We start from the raw sequence: 18820 nt of genomic DNA on the forward strand, positions 1-18820 counted from the left end.
CTAAGGCAAATATAAAATTTGTGACAAGTATTACCTACGATTTCTCTATATTTTATGGTCTGCCGTTACAAATGGTAACCGAATGTAGTAGTACTGGCATAAAAACAGCTGTAATTACAGTAATTTCTGTTTAACGTATTGCTGTGTCTAGATAGTTCAGTGCTTGTTGTTTGTCAGTAGCGAGTTGCTGTTTCAGTGTGGCAATAGAGTCGAATTTTTGCTCTTCGCGGAGGTAGTACAGAAGCTCAATGGTAATTTCCCGTCCGTAAAGGTCCTCGTTGAAGTCAAAAAAGTGCACTTCAATGGTTTCAGTAGTTCCATTCACCGTTGGGCGCATGCCTATGTTCATCATTCCGTATACCACGGCGTTGTTTAGGTGGGCTTGCACGATGTATGCACCAGTTTTAGGAATGAGTTTATACGATTCTTTGATTTGAATATTCGCCGTTGGGAAACCTATTTTACTACCCAGTTGCTGACCAGTAACCACTGTGCCGCGCAAGGTATACGCATAGCCTAAATAGTCATTTGCCGTTTTCAGATGTCCTTGTTGTAGTGCCCTTCGGATTTTCGTGGAACTCACAGAAACATCATCGATGTCCTGTGCTGGAATTTCTTCTACCACAAAATCGTACAGATGAGAATATTCGGTGAGTTGTTCAATATTCCCCTCTCTGTTTTTACCGAAATGATGATCGTAACCGATAATCAATTTATCGGTATTTAACTGATTGACCAGTATATCTCGTACAAAATCGAGGGCTGTTAATCGCGAAAAATCTTTGCTAAAAGGATGGATTAGCAAACAATCGAGCCCCAAACGGCGCAATTGTTCTGATTTCTCTTCAATAGTATTGATCAGTTTTATACTGACATCTTTTTGAAGAACCATTCTCGGATGCGGAAAAAAGGTGAGTAGTACCGATTGCTTATTGGCTTTTTTGGCCTCTGCAACCAGTTTTTTTATGATTTTTTGATGTCCTATGTGTACACCGTCAAAAGTACCTATGGTTACATAAGTTTTTTGAGTAGGGGTAAAGTCAAAAATTGAATGCCTAATTTCCAAGGTGAAATAAATTTTCACAAATGTACGATTTGTCGGAGATTTCCAAAATAGCTAGGCTAAAATCCATGCAAATTACTCAGTGTGATTTTGCTAATTTGGCCCTAGTAATACTATTGTTTTTAATAAAATTTAACACAATTATTTTGGAAATGAAAAAAAATCGTATTTTGCGTTAAGTTAACAAATTATTATACACATTATGATGAAAAGATTATTACTTGTTGCATTTGCACTGTACGGTAGTATTATGATGGCCCAGACCACCATAACAGGTACGGTAAACGATGCGACCCTCGGTGGTCCACTACCGGGAGCCAACATCAAAATTTCACGTAAGGCAGTAGGAACCTCTACTGATTTTGATGGTAAGTTTACACTTCGTGTTACCGATAAACCTCCTTTCACTCTTGAAATTTCATTGATAGGTTATCAGACTAAAAAAGTTGAAATCACTCAAAACAATCAGGTTGTTGAAGTGAGTTTAGCAGAGAATGTAACATCTCTTGATGAGGTTGTGGTATCGGCATCTCGTACTCCTGAACGTGTAATGGAGTCTCCGGTGACTATTGAGCGTTTCGATTCAAGAGCGATCAAGAATACTGCTTCTGCATCGTATTACGACGGATTAGAAAACTTAAAAGGAATTGATATTAACTCGGGTGGTTTAACCTTTAAAACGGTGAACACTCGTGGTTTCGCTACGTTTGGAAACGAGCGTTTCGTTCAGTTGGTTGATGGAATGGACAACGCTTCACCAGCCTTGAACTTCGCTATCGGAAACTTATTAGGAGTATCTGAGGTTGATGTAAAGAGCGTAGAGATTTTACCAGGTGCAGCTTCGGCATTATACGGGGCGAATGCATTTAACGGAATCATGTTAATGACCAGTAAGAGCCCGTTTGACGATCAGGGAATTACCTTAGGATTGAAAACAGGACTTACAAGCCAACAAGCGGCTGGAGATAACGGATACTACGATTTTACAGTGCGTATGGCACATGCCTTTGACGATTACTTCGCAGCGAAAGCAAGTATGTCGTATTTAAAAGGTGAAGAGTGGCACGCTACAGATTACAGAAACACTACTGGAATCGGAGGGAGATACATTCCTGGAATGAGCCATGCTGACGATCCTAATTACGACGGAGCAAACATCTACGGAGACGAAGTTTCTATCGATTTAGGAGGAGCTATCGGAAAAGTAAGTAGAACGGGATACAGAGAAGTTGACTTAATGAGTAACGAAGCTCGCAGTGTTAAGTTCAACGGATCGATGCACTACCGTCCTTTAGGAAATGACCGTGTAGAAATTATTTGGAATTCTAAGTTCGGTACAGGTAATACTATTTACCAAGGACAAAACAGGTATAACTTGGCAAACTTCTTTATGGAGCAACACAAGTTAGAAGTACGCGGAAAGAGTTTCTTCATTAGAGGTTACTACGCAGGAGAAGACGCAGGGGACTCGTATGATACGCGTTTTGCTGCGATCAACATGAACAGCAAGTGGAAGTCAAACACACAGTGGTTTAACGAGTACGCAGTAGCGTATTTAAATTCTGGATCACATGCAGTGGCACGTCAGGTTGCCGATACAGGTCGCCCATTACCAGGATCAGCGCAATTCCAAAACTTATTTAACCAGGTAACTTCAGATCCAGATTTATTAACAGGATCTAAGTTTAGAGATCAAACGAGCTACTACCACGCAGATGGTAACTTGAATTTACGCGATTATATCGACTGGGCTGAGGTGCAGTTTGGAGGATCGTACCGTCAGTACCGATTGAACTCATTTGGTACTATTTATACCGATGCAGACGGACCTATCGAATACGGTGAATACGGTATTTATACGCAGGTTCAAAAGAAAATGTTAGACGATCGTTTGAAGTTTACTGGGTCTATCCGTTACGATAAGTCAGATAACTTTAAAGGAAACTTTACCCCGAGAATCTCGTTAGCGTATGCAGCTGGTGAAGATAAGAATCACAACTTCAGAGCGTCGTTCCAAACAGGATTTAGAAATCCAACAACACAAGATCAATACATCGGATTAGCAACAGGTGCTGGATTCATTTTAGGTACTGCTCCTGATAACTTAACACGTTTCTCGTCGCAAGTATCAGACGTTGCTGGAAATTCGTTTACGTTAACAGGAACGGATGTGTTTACAAGAGGATATTCAGCGAGTTCTGTTGCTGCTGGAGCGCCTACCTTGGCACAAACAGCATTGGTAAAACCTGAGAAAGTAAAGTCTTTCGAGATCGGATACCGTGCCGCTTTACCAATTGGAGATAAAAAATTATCAGTTGACTTTAGTACTTACTACAACATGTATTCTGATTTCATCGCGAACAAAGATGTATTGGTATTAATCAACCCAACAACTCCAGTGACTCCTGCAAATCTTACAAACAGAGATTTAGTAAGAACATTTAGTGTAAAAACAAATTCAACTGTTGACGTAAATTCATACGGAGTAGGGTTAGGATTAAACACTAAGGTTTTCAACGGATATACTGTAGGAATGAACTATACGTGGTCTAAATTTGATTTTGACCAGTCAAAAGATCCTGATTTCGAAGCTGGATTCAACACGCCTGAGCACAAGCTTAAGGTACAGTTTGGACATCCAAATCTATTTGAGAACTTCGGATTTAACATCAGTGGTCGTTGGCAAAATGAATTTTATTGGCAGTCTACTTTCTTGGAAGGAACTGTTGAAGAAAGAACAGTACTCGATGCTCAAATTAACTACAGCGTACCTTCTATCAAGTCGGTATTTAAGTTGGGAGGAACAAACTTGACAGGTGAGGAGTTTATCAGTGCACCAGGGGTAGGAGCCGTTGGTTCACAGTACTACATTTCTTGGACTATCAATAACTAAAAAGAAGAAACATGAAGAATACTTTAAAATATACTTTTCTTTCTGCAATGCTCGTTGGGTTTACTGCCTGTGACGTGGATAATTCATTGCCAGAAATTAAAGACGCAGAAAATACAATTAAATTAGACGCAGGAAGTGTGGACTTTTCGAAATACGTGGCAGTAGGAGCTTCTTTCACTGCAGGTTTTTCTGACGGAGCCCTGTTTAAAACTGGACAACAATACTCGTTTCCAAATACACTTGCGTCTAAGTTTAAAATGGTCGGCGGAGGCGATTTTGTGCAGCCGTTAATGGCCGATAATATCGGAGGAATGGTAACGTCAGCAGGAGCTGTTGCTCAGGACCAAAGATTTTATTTCGATGCGCAAACACAGAAGCCAAAGCGCTTGACTGACAAGCCAGGAACTGTAGTAGGAACTGCAGCAACCAACGCACCAAATTTTAATAACTACGGACTTCCAGGAGCAAAGAGTTTTCACTTTGTAACTCCAGGGTACGCGGCTTTGAATCCTTATTTCGGACGCATGGCACCTACGCAATCTACAGTTATTGCTGAGGCGGCGTCTAAGCAACCAACGTTTTTTAGTTTGTCAGAAATTGGAGGAAATGACGTACTAGGGTATGCCATTGCCGGAGGTGTTGGTACCAATCAAACAGGTAATACCAACCCTGCTACCTACGGGCCAACAGATATTACGGATCCAGGAGTATTTGCTCAATCGTTTACTGCCATGGTCAATGCATTGACGGCCGGAGGAGCTAAAGGAGTGGTAGGAACGGTACCTTACGTTAATTCGTTACCGTATTTTACAACAGTACCCCACAATCCATTAGATCCTAGAACGAATGCTGCTTTACAAGGACAGTTGGCAAGTATTAATACTGTATACGGTGCCTTAAATCAGATTTTTTCGAATCCGGCAATCAATCAGCCTAATCGTATCATCCAGTTTAAGGCAGACCAAGCGAATCCTGTAGTTATTAAGGATGAAAGTTTGGTGAACTTAGAAGGTCAAATCACAGCGGCTTTAAATGCAAACCCTCAGTTTCCAGCGTTCGTACAACAGTTCGGACTTCCTGCAGCGGCAGCACCATTGGTAGCAACGCTTTTAGGACGTACTTATGGGCAGGCAAGACCAGCAACGGCTGATGATTATATCGTATTGCCTAGTAGTGGTATTATTGGAACTGTGAATGGAGCAAGCGTACAAGCATTGATGGGACAAGGATTGCCACAAGCGGTTGCAGGACAATTCTCTGCTGAAGGAATTACCTTACCTTTAGAAGATAAGTGGGTCTTGACAAAAAGCGAGGTAGCTGAGTTAAAAACAGCGGTAGATGCGTACAACAATACGATTACTTCTGTAGCGACTGCTAAAGGATTGGCTGTAGTTGATTTAAAAGCTATCTTACAACAAGCGTCAACCACTGGTTTAGTATTTGACGAATTCAATATGAGTACTAGGTTCGTATTTGGAGGATTGGTGAGTTTAGACGGTGTGCACTTAACTGCAAGAGGTTATGCTTTAATGGCAAACGAGATGTTAAAGGCTATCGATAAAACCTACGGATCTAACTTTAAAGATGCAAAAGACGGTTTGGCTAAGGCTAAAAATTATCCGACAAATTACTCTCCTACCTTGAAATAAGGAAAGGAAAGATCATGCATAAAAAAAGACTGATGGAAACATCAGTCTTTTTTGTTTTTATTATTGGTGTCGTTGTTGATAATGTATTTTTTGTACTTCCCGTCTCGATAGCGATGGTAAATAAAAACCGGCATGAGGATAAAGGCCATAAACAAAACACCGAGTCCCATAACAACTTGTGCTTTGGGGTGTGCTGTGTTGAGTAGGTAGGCGCCGACAAGCATCCAAGCTACGAAAATGAAAAAGAGTATTTTTACTAAGGTTTGCATGGTTCTTGATACTATTGAATTCTCCACAAAAATACACATAATTAGCAGGGAACGCTCAAGAGAATAAAAAAACCTGTCTAACCGAAGTCAGACAGGCTAATAAAGCTAATTTTAGCTCGTTTTATTTCATTTTTTGCAACCAAGTGCGTACATCAACCTCTTCTTTGATGATGGCTCTTAAATCGCTTATTTTAACGCGTTTTTGCTCCATAGTGTCGCGGTGACGAATAGTCACAGATTGATCTTCTAAGGTATCGTGGTCTACAGTGATACAGAAGGGGGTACCCGCTGCATCTTGACGGCGGTAACGACGTCCTACGGCATCTTTCTCATCGTATGCTACGTTGAAATCCCATTTTAAATCGTCTACAATTTGACGAGCTACTTCAGGAAGTCCATCTTTTTTTACGAGTGGTAAAATGGCAGCTTTGGTCGGAGCCAATACCGCAGGTAATTTCAATACCGTACGCGTAGTTCCGTTTTCCAACTCCTCTTCTTGTAGTGAATTTGCAAAAACTGCTAGGAACATACGATCTAAACCAATAGAAGTTTCCACTACATAAGGAACGTAGTTCTGATTGTCTTCGTGGTCAAAATACTGTAGTTTTTTACCTGAGAACTCTTCGTGAGCTTTTAAATCGAAATCTGTACGAGAGTGAATTCCTTCCAATTCTTTAAATCCAAATGGGAATTTGAATTCGATATCAGCAGCAGCATCGGCGTAGTGCGCTAATTTTTCGTGGTCGTGGAAACGGTAATTGTCCGCACCCATTCCCAATGATAAGTGCCACTTTAAACGAGTGTCTTTCCACTGGTTATACCACTCTTTTTGCGTCCCTGGTTTTACAAAGAATTGCATTTCCATTTGTTCGAATTCACGCATTCTAAAGATGAACTGACGTGCTACGATTTCATTACGGAACGCTTTTCCAGTTTGTGCAATACCAAAAGGAATTTTCATTCTTCCGGTTTTCTGCACGTTGAGGAAATTAACAAAGATTCCCTGTGCTGTTTCCGGGCGCAAGTATACTTTCATTGAGCTATCAGCAGAGGCTCCTAACTGAGTTCCAAACATCAAGTTAAATTGCTTGACATCTGTCCAGTTTTTGCTTCCTGTCAGCGGATCGGCAATTTCGAGTTCTTCAATTAGGCTTTTTACGTCGGCTAAATCTTCTTTTTCCAACGACTGCCCTAAGCGTTTCAAAATCGAATCGATTTTCTCTTGATACCCTAAGACTCTTGGGTTCGTGCTTACGAACTCTTCTTTATTAAAAGCGTCTCCAAAGCGTTTCGCTGCTTTTTTGACTTCCTTTTCAATTTTGGTCTCGATTTTAGCACAGTAATCCTCTACCAATACATCGGCTCTGTACCTCTTTTTACTGTCTTTGTTATCGATAAGAGGATCGTTGAATGCATCTACGTGGCCCGAAGCTTTCCAGGTGGTTGGGTGCATTAAGATAGACGCGTCTATCCCTACGATATTCTCGTGCATTTGAACCATGGCTTTCCACCAGTAGTCGCGAATGTTTTTCTTTAACTCTACACCGTTTTGGGCGTAGTCGTACACAGCGCTAAGTCCGTCGTAAATTTCAGAAGATTGAAAGATGTATCCGTACTCCTTTGCGTGTGAAATTACTTTTTTAAATTGATCTTCTTGTTTTGCCATAATGCAAAAATATAATAAGCTTTTAAACTATGAATTAAGAACATAAAAAAAAGTGAAGATTTTGCAATCTCCACTTTTTAATAGCTCGTGTATTTTTTACCTGAGTTTTACAGTGGAATTGCCCGAGTAGCGGCCATCAACAAATGCGCTGATGGTGTATTTGCCTCGGTTGATATCGTCTCTGTTTACCAAAATTAACGACACTAAACTCAATCGGTTGTTGTCGTAATTTACAGCTAGTGAGTCACTGTAAAGGATTTTGTTTCCGTTTTTCAAACTGGCTTTCCCCTTTGGAGTCACCACATTTTTATCTTCATCGATGATTTGGATGTATACCATTTTTTTACCCGATTCGGTCACCGGATTCTCCAAAAGATCAAAGTTAATTTTAAAGGCATCGCATCTGCTCGAACGCGAGGTCGATGTCAATTTACCGCTACTGCGCTCTTTCATGGCTATAGCCTTTACCGGACTAATGTCAATTTTTGAGGCAATCGCTACTTTTTCAGCGAGGATTTTATTTTTTTCTTCGAGTTTGGTATTGATGGTTTCCTTTTGCTCTAATATTTCGTTGGTAATCACATTTTCCTGCGTCAGCGCTTGGTTCGCGGTGCTCAACGAGTCAATTTTGATAAACAAACGCCTGTTTTCGCGCTCCAAACTCGCTATTTTACTTCGATAGCGTCGTATTAGGTTGTAGTTATGCCCTTGTAGTTTAGCCACAGAATCACGAAGGTCTTTCATTTTTTGAACCTCGACGCGAAGGCGCTTTGAAAGGCTTTTTTTTCGAACCACAACATCGGTGTAGTCCTTGATCATTTCGTCTAGGGCATTTTTTAAATCAGCTTTTTCCTCTTTAAATACATTTTTAAGCTCGTTGAGCTCACTCGACTTTTTTAGGTTGAATAGCGTCAAAAATAGCACAGCAAACAGCAGTACCACAATGACTGAGTTTTTTAGGAATTTTGAATTCATGTGTAGGGGATTTTTAAGAGGGTTATTTTAATTTGATAGTTGATTCAGTGATAAATATTTTGTTGGCAAAGATACGAGCGGTATACGCTCCTTCTTGAATAGATCCTTTTTCGATTTTAACCAAAGACATTACGCGAACCTGTTCGTTGTAATACTCGGCAGAAATTATATCGCTATACGATAGTAATTTACCATTTTTTAAGCGAATCTTACCCTTTGGAGCAATAACTTTTTTGTCGGGCCCTAACAATTGAACGTGTATGGGTTTATATCCCTTGTCAATGACTTTGTTTTCCAAGAGATCAAAGCTGACTTTAAAGGCGGTAGCCTTCCAGGAGCGATACGTGGTTGTCAATCGTGAGCTTCCACGGGGTTTCATGGCATTGAAGTCGATATTGGCAATTTCAAGTTGCTCTGCAGAAGCTACTTTTCGCTCTAATATTTTGTTGTTTCTTGACAGTTTGGTGTTCAGCTCTTCGGTCTCGTTGAGTACTTCTCTTACACTGTCGTTTTCGGTATACAACTCTTGATTGATCGCGTTTAATGAGTCTATTTTTGACATGAGCTTGGCATTCTGCTCTTCTAAAACACCGATTTTCTTTTTGTAAACGCGTAACAAGCGGTAATTTTTGGCTTCTAAATCGCGAATACTGTCTCGCAAAGCCACAACTCTGGTAAGGTGTACTTCTAATTTATCGGAATAATCGTGGTTTTCAGCAATGATGTTTTGATAGTTGGTGATTACCTTGTCTAAGTCTTTTTCAAGTTCTGCTTTCTCGGTATCAAAAGCGCTTTTCAGCTGCGAAAAGTCTCGCGCATTCTGATAGGCTAAAAGCCCAATAACTATTACTAAAAAGAGTAAAAAGGCTACGAGCCCTTTATGTTTTATTTTTCTGCCAACCATCATCAAAGGGGAATTATGATGAACAAACTAAATGAGTTCGTGGCTAAAATACTATTTTTTAAGACATTTATACACAAATGCCGGAGGAAAATTCAAAGTTTCAAAGTCCAAGGTGATGTTTTTACCGAATACGAGCTTGAGTTTTTTGAAGTAGGTAAGGCTGTATTGGTATTGAATAAACAAGCCTCGCTGCTTGAGTACTGCGTAGCAAGCGCTCAAAATACTGTGTGATATCTTTTTGGGAATAATGGTTAATGGGAGGCTTGAAACAATGTAATCGGCCTGTGTAAATCCAAATGTTTTTAGGTGTCCCTCGAGGTTTTCAGCAGATTCGTTGAGCAATATGAGCTGAGGATGCGTTATTTTTTCGAGTTCTTTTAAGAAAATAGGATTGATTTCAAAGCAAATTAATTTGGTATGCGGTTGTAGTTTTTCGAGTATGACCTTGGTAATGGCTCCATCACCAGGCCCCAATTCAACAATGACATCTGCCTTGTCAAAATCGATAGGCTTTAACATTCTATTGGCTAAAAAGCGCGAACTTGGAACTAAGGTTCCCGAGGTTTTGTAATTTTTTACAGCCTCTTTAAAAAAACTGAATTTGCTTTCCAAAGTGTAATTTCTTAATTTTTTTCTTAATTTTCAAGGTAAAAACTGCTAGTAAAGATGCAATTTTTAAAAGATATATTCCATATTTTTTTTCCTAATTTGTGTGTGCACTGCTCAATACCTTTAGTTACAGGTGAAAAATTCTTGTGTCTCGAGTGCAATCATCAAGTGGTTCCTATTCCTTATGACGAGTACCATCAAAAAATGTTACAAAGTACTTTTTACGGAAGCGCAGTAATTGAACAGATTTCGAGTTATATGTATTTTAGGAAAGCGACGCCTTCACAGTCTTTAATTCACGCATTGAAGTATCGCGGTCAAGAGGCCATAGGGACATGGCTAGCTAAAAGAGTCGTGAAGCAACTGCAGGAACAACACTTGTTTGAAAGCGTTACAGCCGTAATGCCAGTGCCTTTGCACTCCAGGCGACTAAAAGAGCGAGGATACAACCAAGTGACTGCGTTTGGAACCGTCTTGGCGAGGACTTTAGGGGTTGTATATCTTACAAAAGTGTTAAAAAGAGTCTCTACGCGTTCCTCCCAAACAATATTAAAACGCTTTGAACGATTTTCTAATAGCGATACCCTTTTTACTTGTGAAGAGCATGCGTTGTTGCGTGACGCCCATATTTTGCTGGTAGATGACGTGATTACCACAGGTGCTACGTTACTTAATTGTTGTGAGCAATTATATAAGGTGGGCGTTCGTAAAATTAGTATTTGTACTATGGCATATACGCCAAAGGAATAGTTTTGATGCCTTTATTTTAGTACTTTTGACATGCCTTATAAATTGAATATTTGTGAAGATAACAAACATAGTTTACGCGATGGTTTTTGCCAGTATCATATCCAGTTGTGCAAGGGTGGGACGACCAGAAGGTGGACCCAAAGACGAAACAGCTCCAATTATGGTAACGGCGAATCCGCCATACGAAACCTTAGAATTTAAGGAAAAGAACATACGAATTTACTTTGATGAGTATATCACCTTAAAAGAGTTGACGAAGCAATTGGTTGTTTCACCACCGGTTAAAACGCCTTTAATCATCACACCACAAGGAACTCCCAGCAAGTATATTTCCATCAAAATCATGGATACGCTCAAGGAGAATACTACCTATACGATTAATTTCGGGAATGCGATACGCGATAACAACGAAGGCAATACTTTGGAGAGTTTTAAGTACGTGTTTTCAACGGGGACTTACATCGATTCATTGAAAGTAAAGGGAGCTGTTAAACCCGCATTCCGACAAAAGAAGTTCTCGAATATCGGAGTATTATTGTATCGTTACGACCGCGATTTTAACGATTCTATTGTTTATAAGAAGAAACCTGATTACGTTTCCAATACCTTAGATTCTACCGATTTTGAGTTTAGTAATATCCGAGAAGGTAAGTATTTGATGATTGCGTTAAAGGATAAGGGAAATGATTACAAATTTAATCCTAAAGTTGATCAAATTGGATTTCTTTCTGATACCTTACACCTGCCACAAGATAGTATTTTAGCCAAAGAAATCGTGTTGTTTACAGAAAAGCAACCGTTTAAACTAAAGCGTCCGAAAGAGTTGTTCAAGGGAAAGATACGCTTTGGTTTTCAGGGCAACAAAGCCGACTTTAAGGCTCGCCTATTGTCACAGGTGCCAGCCGATTTTAAAGCCATTGCTGCTTTTGACGAAAAACGAGATACGCTGAATTATTGGTATACTCCTAATGTGAAAGATTCGTTGCAATTTGCAATAGAACATCGAGATTTTACAGATACAGTTACCGTACGACTGCGCAAGAAAAAGATAGATTCGTTGCGAGTAACTTCGAAGATAAAACGCATTCTGAATTTAAAAGACACGTTGATATTAGAGGCGAACAACCCTATTGTGGCCATTGATACAAGTAAAATTTCATTGGTAGACAGAGACACGTTACCTGTGAAATATAGCATAGCACAGCTACGCCACACGAAATTAGCGGTATTATTTGATAAGAAACCGTCGAATGAATACAGTTTCCAGATGCTACCGGATGCATTAGAGGATATTTATACCTGTAAAACGGATACCATTAAGTACCAGTTTGGAACTCTTGAACCAGAAGATTACGGAACCATTATTTTTAATGTTTCCAATGCAAATAACCACCAATTGTTAGTCGAGTTAATAGATGGGGATGAGGTGATAGATCAGCGTGTAATCAACAGTACAAAAACCGTTAATTATACCTTGTTAGAACCAAAGGATTACTTGATTAGAGTTATCGTGGACGACAACAAAAACGGAAGGTGGGATACCGGAAATTATTTGAAAAGACAACAGCCGGAACGCGTAGAATACTTCCAAAAAATACTGAAGCTTCGCGCCAACTGGGTAGACAATGAAACGATGATTATCGAATAAATAAAAAAAGCCGCTAACTGTAAAATTAGCGGCTTTTTATTTATTATTTATTTTTCTTTGACCAAGTGTCGCGAAGGCCAACCGTTTTATTAAAAACGAGTGCCGTTTCACTGCTGTCATCGTCAACGTTGAAGTACCCCAATCGCTGGAATTGGAATTGGGCTCCTTTAGCTGCCGATTTTAAACTTGGTTCTACAAACGCTTCGATAACATCCAAAGAATTTGGGTTTAAGAACTCCATAAAGTCTTTGTCTTTATGACTGTCTGGTGCCTCGTCAGAGAATAGGCGGTCGTAAATGCGTACTTCTGCTTTTTCCGCGTGTTTGATAGACACCCAGTGTAAGGTTCCTTTTACTTTGCGCTTACTTTCTTCGGTACCGCTTCCTGATTTACTCAAAGGGTCGTAGGTACAGTGGATTTCTGTAATGTTTCCTTCGCTGTCTTTTACGCAGCTTTCTCCTTTGATGATGTATCCGTTTTTAAGTCGAACTTCTTTACCGATAGACAGGCGGAAGTACTTGCGGTTCGCTTCTTCTTTAAAGTCTTCTCTTTCGATGTAGAGTTCTCCAGAAAAAGGAATTTCACGTGATCCAGCAGTATCATCTTCCGGATTGTTTTCAGCGATTAAGATTTCTTCTTGACCTGCTGGATAATTCGTGATGACCAATTTTACTGGGTTTAAAACCCCCATGACTCTGTTGGCAATTTTATTAAGGTCCTCACGGACTTTAAATTCCAATAAGGCCACATCAATCACATTTTCACGTTTTGAAACTCCAACAGTTTGGATAAAGTTGCGAATTGATGCTGGGGTATACCCTCTTCTGCGCAATCCAGAAATGGTTGGCATTCTCGGATCGTCCCATCCTGCCACAACACCTTCTTCTACGAGCTTCATAAGCTTACGCTTACTCATTACGGTGTAGCTGAGGTTTAAACGCGAAAATTCACGTTGTTTAGGAGCAAGAGGATATTGTTCTTTGCTTAAAGGATAAACCTGATCGCGGAACCAATTGTACAGTTCACGGTGCGGTTTAAATTCTAAGGAGCACAAAGAATGTGAAATTTGTTCGATATAATCACTTTCACCATGGGTCCAGTCGTACATAGGGTAAATAACCCAGTCATCTCCGGTTCTGTGGTGAGTTTTCTTTAAAATTCGGTACATGATAGGATCTCTCATCAACATGTTTGGAGAGGTCATGTCTATTTTTGCGCGTAATACGTGTGTTCCTTCATCAAATTCACCAGCTTTCATACGAGTGAATAGGTCTAGGTTTTCCGCTACACTGCGGTCTCTGTACGGACCAGCAACTCCAGGTTCAGTAGGAGTTCCTTTTTGAGTAGCCATGGCTTCTGATGACTGTGAATCAACATAGGCCTTACCATCCTTAATTAATAGTACAGCCCAATCGTATAACTGCTGGAAATAGTCAGAAGAGTAACATTCGTTTTCCCATTGATACCCCAACCAAGCTACGTCGCGTTTGATAGCGTCTACGTATTCTTGTTCTTCTTTAGCAGGGTTTGTATCGTCGAAACGAAGGTTTACAGGTGCTTGGTACTGCTCTCCTAATCCAAAGCTAATTCCGATGGCTTTTGTATGCCCAATGTGTAAATACCCATTCGGCTCAGGAGGAAATCGAAAACGCAAATGCTCTTGTGGCATTCCATTGTTTAAATCGTCTTCGATGATTTGCTCAATAAAGTTTAATGATTTCTTTTCTTCTGACATTTTCTTAAGAATTGAAGTGCAAAATTAGTGAAAATAGTTGAGCCAAATGGCCTTACCACATCCTTTTGCAGTAGCAATACATGCTTGAGTTGATTTTTATCAGAGAACCCCAGTGTTCGACGGCGCGAACACTGAGGTTTTTCAGCTTTACTCAGTGTTGTAAGAAGGGATACCCAGTGTAGGGCATAGGAATTTTATGAGAAGCTCGGATATTTATTGCTTGTATTTCCCGTTAGGAAGTACCTGTGGTAATTGATAGCGAGGGGTGGTTAGCAACGCGTAAATGGCAGTATCCGTTTGTGCTACCTTCGCTTTGGTATTGAGTTTCCATTCGTTTTCAATGTCGGCAGCTCTATTGGTCTGAGCTCCTAAAATAGAGGTCATGGCCCAATAAAAGTATTCTGTGGCTTGACAGTCGTAGGTACAAGTAGTGTCGTCATAGGTATACCAAGCTCCTGTAGGATACGGATTGGGAATTGAGGTAAAGCTACCTCCTCGGGCCTTGTCCATGGCATTTGTCAAGGTGGTTCCTTGCTGTTCTCCAAAAATACTAGGATAGGCATAGGCGTAACCAGCATGGGTAATGAGGTGCCATACTTCTTCTAAACTGGCATCAAATCGGCCTGTTTTACCTTGTTGTACATAATTCGGATTGGTTTCGTCGTTTCCGAGGTCTTGACCTAACCTCCCTGCCGGTGGGGCTCCCATATCTCCTTGAGATTTCCAGAGAAATAAGAAGGCTTTGTTAGCAACCATTTTTTCGACAACTAGCAGATTGTCGGGGGTACCATCGGCATTGTTGTCGAGGTATTGAGCCATAACATTGGCGGCGTGCAGGAGCTTGCTGTCTTCGACCTTTGGAGCTGCGTAAATATCGATTCCAAACACAACGACCTTTCTGTTAAATTGGTTCATGCCGGCATCGGTATTCGCGACGATTTTAAAGTTAGGGTCTTTACCTGGGGCTATGGGACCTCCAGGAGTAGTATCGGTACAGGCGCTGGTTCCTAAGAGAAATAACAAGGCACCTAGGGTGTTGTATAGTGCAATTTTCATGGGCTTATTTTATGGTTTTTCCTATTTTGTGTGCGTAGTTAGGGACTAACTTCATCGGAACGTTTTTAGTTTTCATAAACGCTAAAGCGGCCTTTTGATGGGGGTTTAAAGCAACTTCTTGTCCGGCATAAGCGATGGCCCAAATTTGATGAATGTATTCGTTAACAGCAGTAACCTTATCGTAGTTTCCGTTTTCCGCGGCATTTTGTTCTGAGATATCGTAGGTTTTTGCTTGAATATCTTTGTCCATGTGTGTGCGTAGAGCGCCACCCGTAGTAAATCGGAAGCTCTGATCGGTTCGGCTATAGGCTTCGGTAATGGTGTGAAAGGTTTCTTCCCACAGGGCATTAAAATTGGGCGGACGCCACGTTGAGGATTCTAACTTACTTACCGTCCAACCTTTACCATTGTAGTCTTTGATATAAGGCCAATGATTGGTTTGCATGGACATGCCGTAGAGTCCCTTAGCGTTTACTTGGGTCGATTCGGAAATCTTGTCGACCATAGTAAGTGGACCTGAGATGAATAGGAGTTTTGCAGCGAGGTCTTTGTTGAGTTGTTTTTTGTCAGCATCGATGACTCCGTCGTTATCCTGGTCCAAGAAATTACTGAACAAGCGAACGCTGTGGTCAAATATTTCTTTTCCCGTAGTTCCGGGAGTCGTTTCCGGACTTCCCGGTTTTTGAGCACTACCTACGATGTAAAATCCGTTGATTTCATGAACGAAATCGGCATTGGCTTTAAGGTATTCCACTAAGGAACTAGTGTTGTTGCTCGGTGGGGTGTTGGAGTTGCTGTCTGAACAAGCGTAAAAAGAGACAAAGGAGATGATGGCGAAACACCAGGTAAATTTTTGTAACATACTTTTAAGAATTTATGGGTGATATACTGACAAGCGCAAAAGTATATCCAAAAGTATGTATAGCTGCTGTGAAAAAGTCCGAGTAGACGTTAGTCGGACGTTTGTTGGCGTTTTTGATACTGTTTAGGGGTACAGCCTTCTATGTTTTTAAAGGCTGCGTAAAAGGTTGACTTCGAGCTGAAACCGGCTTCTGTTGCCAATCCTAGGATAGAAAGTTGTACAGCCTTATCTGAAGTGAGGAGTTGTTTTACGGTTTCGACACGAAAGGTATTGATAAAGTGATAAAAATTGGTATTCGCGTAGGTGTTGATGAGTTTGGAAAGCTCTTTTTCTCTGATGTCTACCGCTTCTGAGAGGCTTTTTAGGTTGAGATTGGAATTGCGATACAATTCTCGTTCTTCTATACAGCGAACCAGCTCGAGGTATTTTTCGCGATCGGCCGCAGTTTCGGCATTGCTGTCTTTTTTTGAGTTAGGGCTAACGGAAAAGAGTTCGGTAGCGAAGATTTCGGGTTGTGAAAATCCGTTGTAGCCAATCCAAAAAATCATAAAATAGGTTCCCAGGTTCGAGAGGTAGGCAAAGTAGCCCGCCACGGTTTCAAATTGGAATCCGATGAGGTCTTCTACTATCCACAGTAAATGAAAGGCGATAAAAATATAGATGATGGTTTTGAGCCATACCAAACTCTTATTTTCGAGATCAGAATAATAGTTGGCCACGTCTTTTTCATGGTTACTTATGAGCATCCACAGGTATCCGAGTATTCCCAAGTTGTACAAATATTCTAAGATTGCAGGAAATGAGGGAGCTATGCCGATGCCATTTGCAAGTATTCCGGGAACAAAGAGTAAACTGTGCCACTTCTGCCAACGCTTAAACAATGTTTGTTGAACATAGATAACGAGTAACGGAAGGGTAAACCAGGTTGTTTGAAGGTAGAGTTCAAAGCTTGGGACTAGTATTTCTTTAAAGCTATCAACCACTTCGAGCATTAATGACCACAAAAATAAACCGAGGAATACTGTTGCTTTTTTATTTTTTGAGGGGGTACTAAAAAACAGTAATCCTAAGGTAAATGCCGTACAAATAGACAGGATATCAATTAGGGCATAGGGTGAGAATTCAAGGGTAATTTCTTTCATGATTGCTAAAGATACGTGCAAAAATGACAAAAGGCAAAAGCACGAACTGCTTTTGCCTTTTTTAGTCACTCAAGAAACTTGAGAGAGGGAATTTTTATTGTTGGTTCATTTCTAGATGAACAGTTACAGTAACGTCTTTTCCAATAGGAGTCATTCCTTTACCTAAGTTAAAATCTTCTCTTTTTATTTGTGTTGTCAACTTCAGTCCGGCCTTGTGTTTTCCGTTACGACCTTTAATTACACCGTTTAACTTTCCTTTAAAAACGACTTCTTTACGGACTCCTTTGATGGTGATGGTTCCTTTGGTTGTAAAAGTTCCGTTTTCACCAGCTGTAAAACTTTCACTTTTAAAGGTAATTTGAGCGTGGTTTTTTACATCAAAAAAATCAGGAGCTTTTAGGTGGTTATCTCGTCCTCCTTGGTTGGTGTCAATACTTCCGGCAGCGATACTGACGTCGAAACTAGGGTTTTCGAACTGAGCTCCCGCGGTAGCTTCGATATCGAACTGTTTGAAATTTCCGGTAACTTCCGATATCATAAAATGCGATACTGAAAAACTGATAGACGAGTGTGCTTTGTCTACTTTCCAAGTGCTTTGGGCACTACTCAATTGAAAGCTAAAAGCAACTGCTAAGAGTAACATAAATTTTTTCATTATACTTGTTTTATATTTTCGTACTGCACAAATGTACAGTCAGCGATGGCTGTTGTGCTTATGAAAAAAAGAGGAATAGTTATTAATTTACGCTTGTACTTATGAAGTCGAAACAGCAAATCCCCATCCATGATATCGGTCTTGAATTCGCCGTGAATGTAGAACGTATCTCGTATAGGAATCCTTATGATTATCACAAGATTCACAGGCATAGCTATTTTGAAATGTTGTTTTTTGTCCAAGGGGGAGGCGATCAGTTGATCGATTTTGAAAGCAGTGCTATTGAAGATTTTAGTTGTTATTTTATCAAACCCCGACAAATTCATTTGGTAAAACGCTTGGAGAACGCCGATGGATATTTGGTGCAGTTTACCCATGAGGCACTTAATACAGTCTTGTTAAAAGACTTGGATATGTTGGCCTATCACAAATCAAACAAGGTAATCTACGAGAATGATGAGGTGCTCAGTGCTAAAATGTTACAATGGGTGTTTATGATTCAGGAAATACAGCAACAGCCTAATCCACATGCGCATGCCATGTCAAAACACTTATTGGCCACCTTGTTGTACGACTTGGATAGCTGTTTAAAGTCACAGCAGCAAACACCGGCTATTTTGAGTAAAACGGCAGTGGCATTTACGGAATTGGTCGATGAGAAACTAAACGCGTGGTCTGTTAATGAGTATGCAGATGCCCTGCGGGTAAGTACTAAAAAATTGACTGAATTGGTCAAGGAAAGTTTCGGTATAACTCCGTTGAAGTTTATTCATAAAGCGCTATTGCTCGAAATAAAAAGAGACTTGGTCTTTAAAGAAACCAATATAAAGGAGGTGGCTTATCACTACAATTTTGACAGTCCTTCCAATTTTAGCTTGTTTGTAAAAAAGCAAACGGGCTACAGTCCTTCAGAACTACAAAAAATACTAGCAAAGCAATAAAAA

The 18820-nt window shown here is 40.3% G+C and carries 16 protein-coding genes; 5 read left to right on the forward strand and 11 right to left on the reverse strand.

Features of this window, described 5'->3' with window-relative positions; translation table 11 throughout:
- Positions 1-130: 130 nt before the first annotated feature.
- Entirely contained in the window at positions 131-1078 is a 948-nt protein-coding gene (locus tag ACKTS5_RS00660) for a bifunctional riboflavin kinase/FAD synthetase (protein ID WP_408042288.1), read from the reverse strand.
- Between the two features lie 187 nt (positions 1079-1265).
- Here ACKTS5_RS00660 and ACKTS5_RS00665 point away from each other — a divergent pair, with 187 nt between their 5' ends.
- Positions 1266-3956: a TonB-dependent receptor gene (locus ACKTS5_RS00665; RefSeq protein ID WP_408041895.1), complete on the forward strand. Its 2691-nt coding sequence runs from the start codon at positions 1266-1268 to the stop codon at positions 3954-3956.
- An 11-nt stretch (positions 3957-3967) separates the two neighbouring features.
- Complete coding sequence (locus ACKTS5_RS00670) at positions 3968-5605, forward strand: G-D-S-L family lipolytic protein (RefSeq protein WP_408041896.1); 1638 nt, start codon at positions 3968-3970, stop codon at positions 5603-5605.
- Positions 5606-5646: 41 nt separating this feature from the next.
- On the opposite strand, the gene ACKTS5_RS00675 is transcribed toward ACKTS5_RS00670, so the two are convergent.
- From ACKTS5_RS00675 to ACKTS5_RS00695, 5 genes are all read right to left on the reverse strand, one after another.
- Complete coding sequence (locus tag ACKTS5_RS00675) at positions 5647-5874, reverse strand: hypothetical protein (RefSeq protein ID WP_408041897.1); 228 nt, start codon at positions 5872-5874, stop codon at positions 5647-5649.
- A 121-nt stretch (positions 5875-5995) separates the two neighbouring features.
- A complete protein-coding gene (locus tag ACKTS5_RS00680) occupies positions 5996-7540 on the reverse strand; it encodes a glycine--tRNA ligase (protein WP_408041898.1) in 1545 nt (514 codons plus the stop codon).
- A 96-nt stretch (positions 7541-7636) separates the two neighbouring features.
- The gene (locus ACKTS5_RS00685) at positions 7637-8515 is read right to left on the reverse strand and encodes a hypothetical protein (protein ID WP_408041899.1); all 879 of its coding nucleotides are present in this window, start codon (positions 8513-8515) and stop codon (positions 7637-7639) included.
- 22 nt (positions 8516-8537) lie between these two features.
- A complete protein-coding gene (locus ACKTS5_RS00690) occupies positions 8538-9422 on the reverse strand; it encodes a hypothetical protein (RefSeq protein WP_408041900.1) in 885 nt (294 codons plus the stop codon).
- A 48-nt stretch (positions 9423-9470) separates the two neighbouring features.
- The gene (locus ACKTS5_RS00695) at positions 9471-10031 is read right to left on the reverse strand and encodes a class I SAM-dependent methyltransferase (RefSeq protein ID WP_408041901.1); all 561 of its coding nucleotides are present in this window, start codon (positions 10029-10031) and stop codon (positions 9471-9473) included.
- A 201-nt stretch (positions 10032-10232) separates the two neighbouring features.
- Between ACKTS5_RS00695 and ACKTS5_RS00700 the strand changes: the two genes are divergently transcribed.
- Entirely contained in the window at positions 10233-10778 is a 546-nt protein-coding gene (locus ACKTS5_RS00700; RefSeq protein WP_408041902.1) for a ComF family protein, read from the forward strand.
- Positions 10779-10830: 52 nt separating this feature from the next.
- Positions 10831-12426 carry an Ig-like domain-containing protein gene (locus ACKTS5_RS00705; protein WP_408041903.1) on the forward strand — a complete coding sequence of 532 codons (1596 nt, stop codon included), beginning with the start codon at positions 10831-10833 and terminating at the stop codon, positions 12424-12426.
- Positions 12427-12469: 43 nt separating this feature from the next.
- Here the strand turns inward: ACKTS5_RS00705 and ACKTS5_RS00710 are convergent, their stop codons facing one another.
- From ACKTS5_RS00710 to ACKTS5_RS00730, 5 genes are all read right to left on the reverse strand, one after another.
- Complete coding sequence (locus ACKTS5_RS00710) at positions 12470-14161, reverse strand: glutamine--tRNA ligase/YqeY domain fusion protein (RefSeq protein ID WP_408041904.1); 1692 nt, start codon at positions 14159-14161, stop codon at positions 12470-12472.
- A gap of 213 nt (positions 14162-14374) precedes the next feature.
- Positions 14375-15217, reverse strand: coding sequence for a hypothetical protein (locus ACKTS5_RS00715; RefSeq protein ID WP_408041905.1), 843 nt, complete (start codon positions 15215-15217; stop codon positions 14375-14377).
- Positions 15218-15221: 4 nt separating this feature from the next.
- Complete coding sequence (locus ACKTS5_RS00720; protein WP_408041906.1) at positions 15222-16079, reverse strand: hypothetical protein; 858 nt, start codon at positions 16077-16079, stop codon at positions 15222-15224.
- An 89-nt stretch (positions 16080-16168) separates the two neighbouring features.
- Positions 16169-17221 (reverse strand): helix-turn-helix domain-containing protein, encoded by a 1053-nt coding sequence (locus ACKTS5_RS00725; RefSeq protein WP_408041907.1) that lies wholly within the window; start codon positions 17219-17221, stop codon positions 16169-16171.
- A 94-nt stretch (positions 17222-17315) separates the two neighbouring features.
- Entirely contained in the window at positions 17316-17876 is a 561-nt protein-coding gene (locus tag ACKTS5_RS00730) for a YceI family protein (RefSeq protein WP_408041908.1), read from the reverse strand.
- A 101-nt stretch (positions 17877-17977) separates the two neighbouring features.
- On the opposite strand from ACKTS5_RS00730, the gene ACKTS5_RS00735 reads away from it, so the two are divergent.
- Positions 17978-18817, forward strand: a complete 840-nt coding sequence (locus ACKTS5_RS00735; protein WP_408041909.1) for a helix-turn-helix transcriptional regulator — start codon at positions 17978-17980, stop codon at positions 18815-18817.
- The last annotated feature ends 3 nt before the right edge of the window (positions 18818-18820 follow it).

The organism is Tenacibaculum litopenaei, from assembly GCF_964514025.1.
GTDB classification, from domain to species: Bacteria; Bacteroidota; Bacteroidia; order Flavobacteriales; family Flavobacteriaceae; genus Polaribacter; species Polaribacter litopenaei.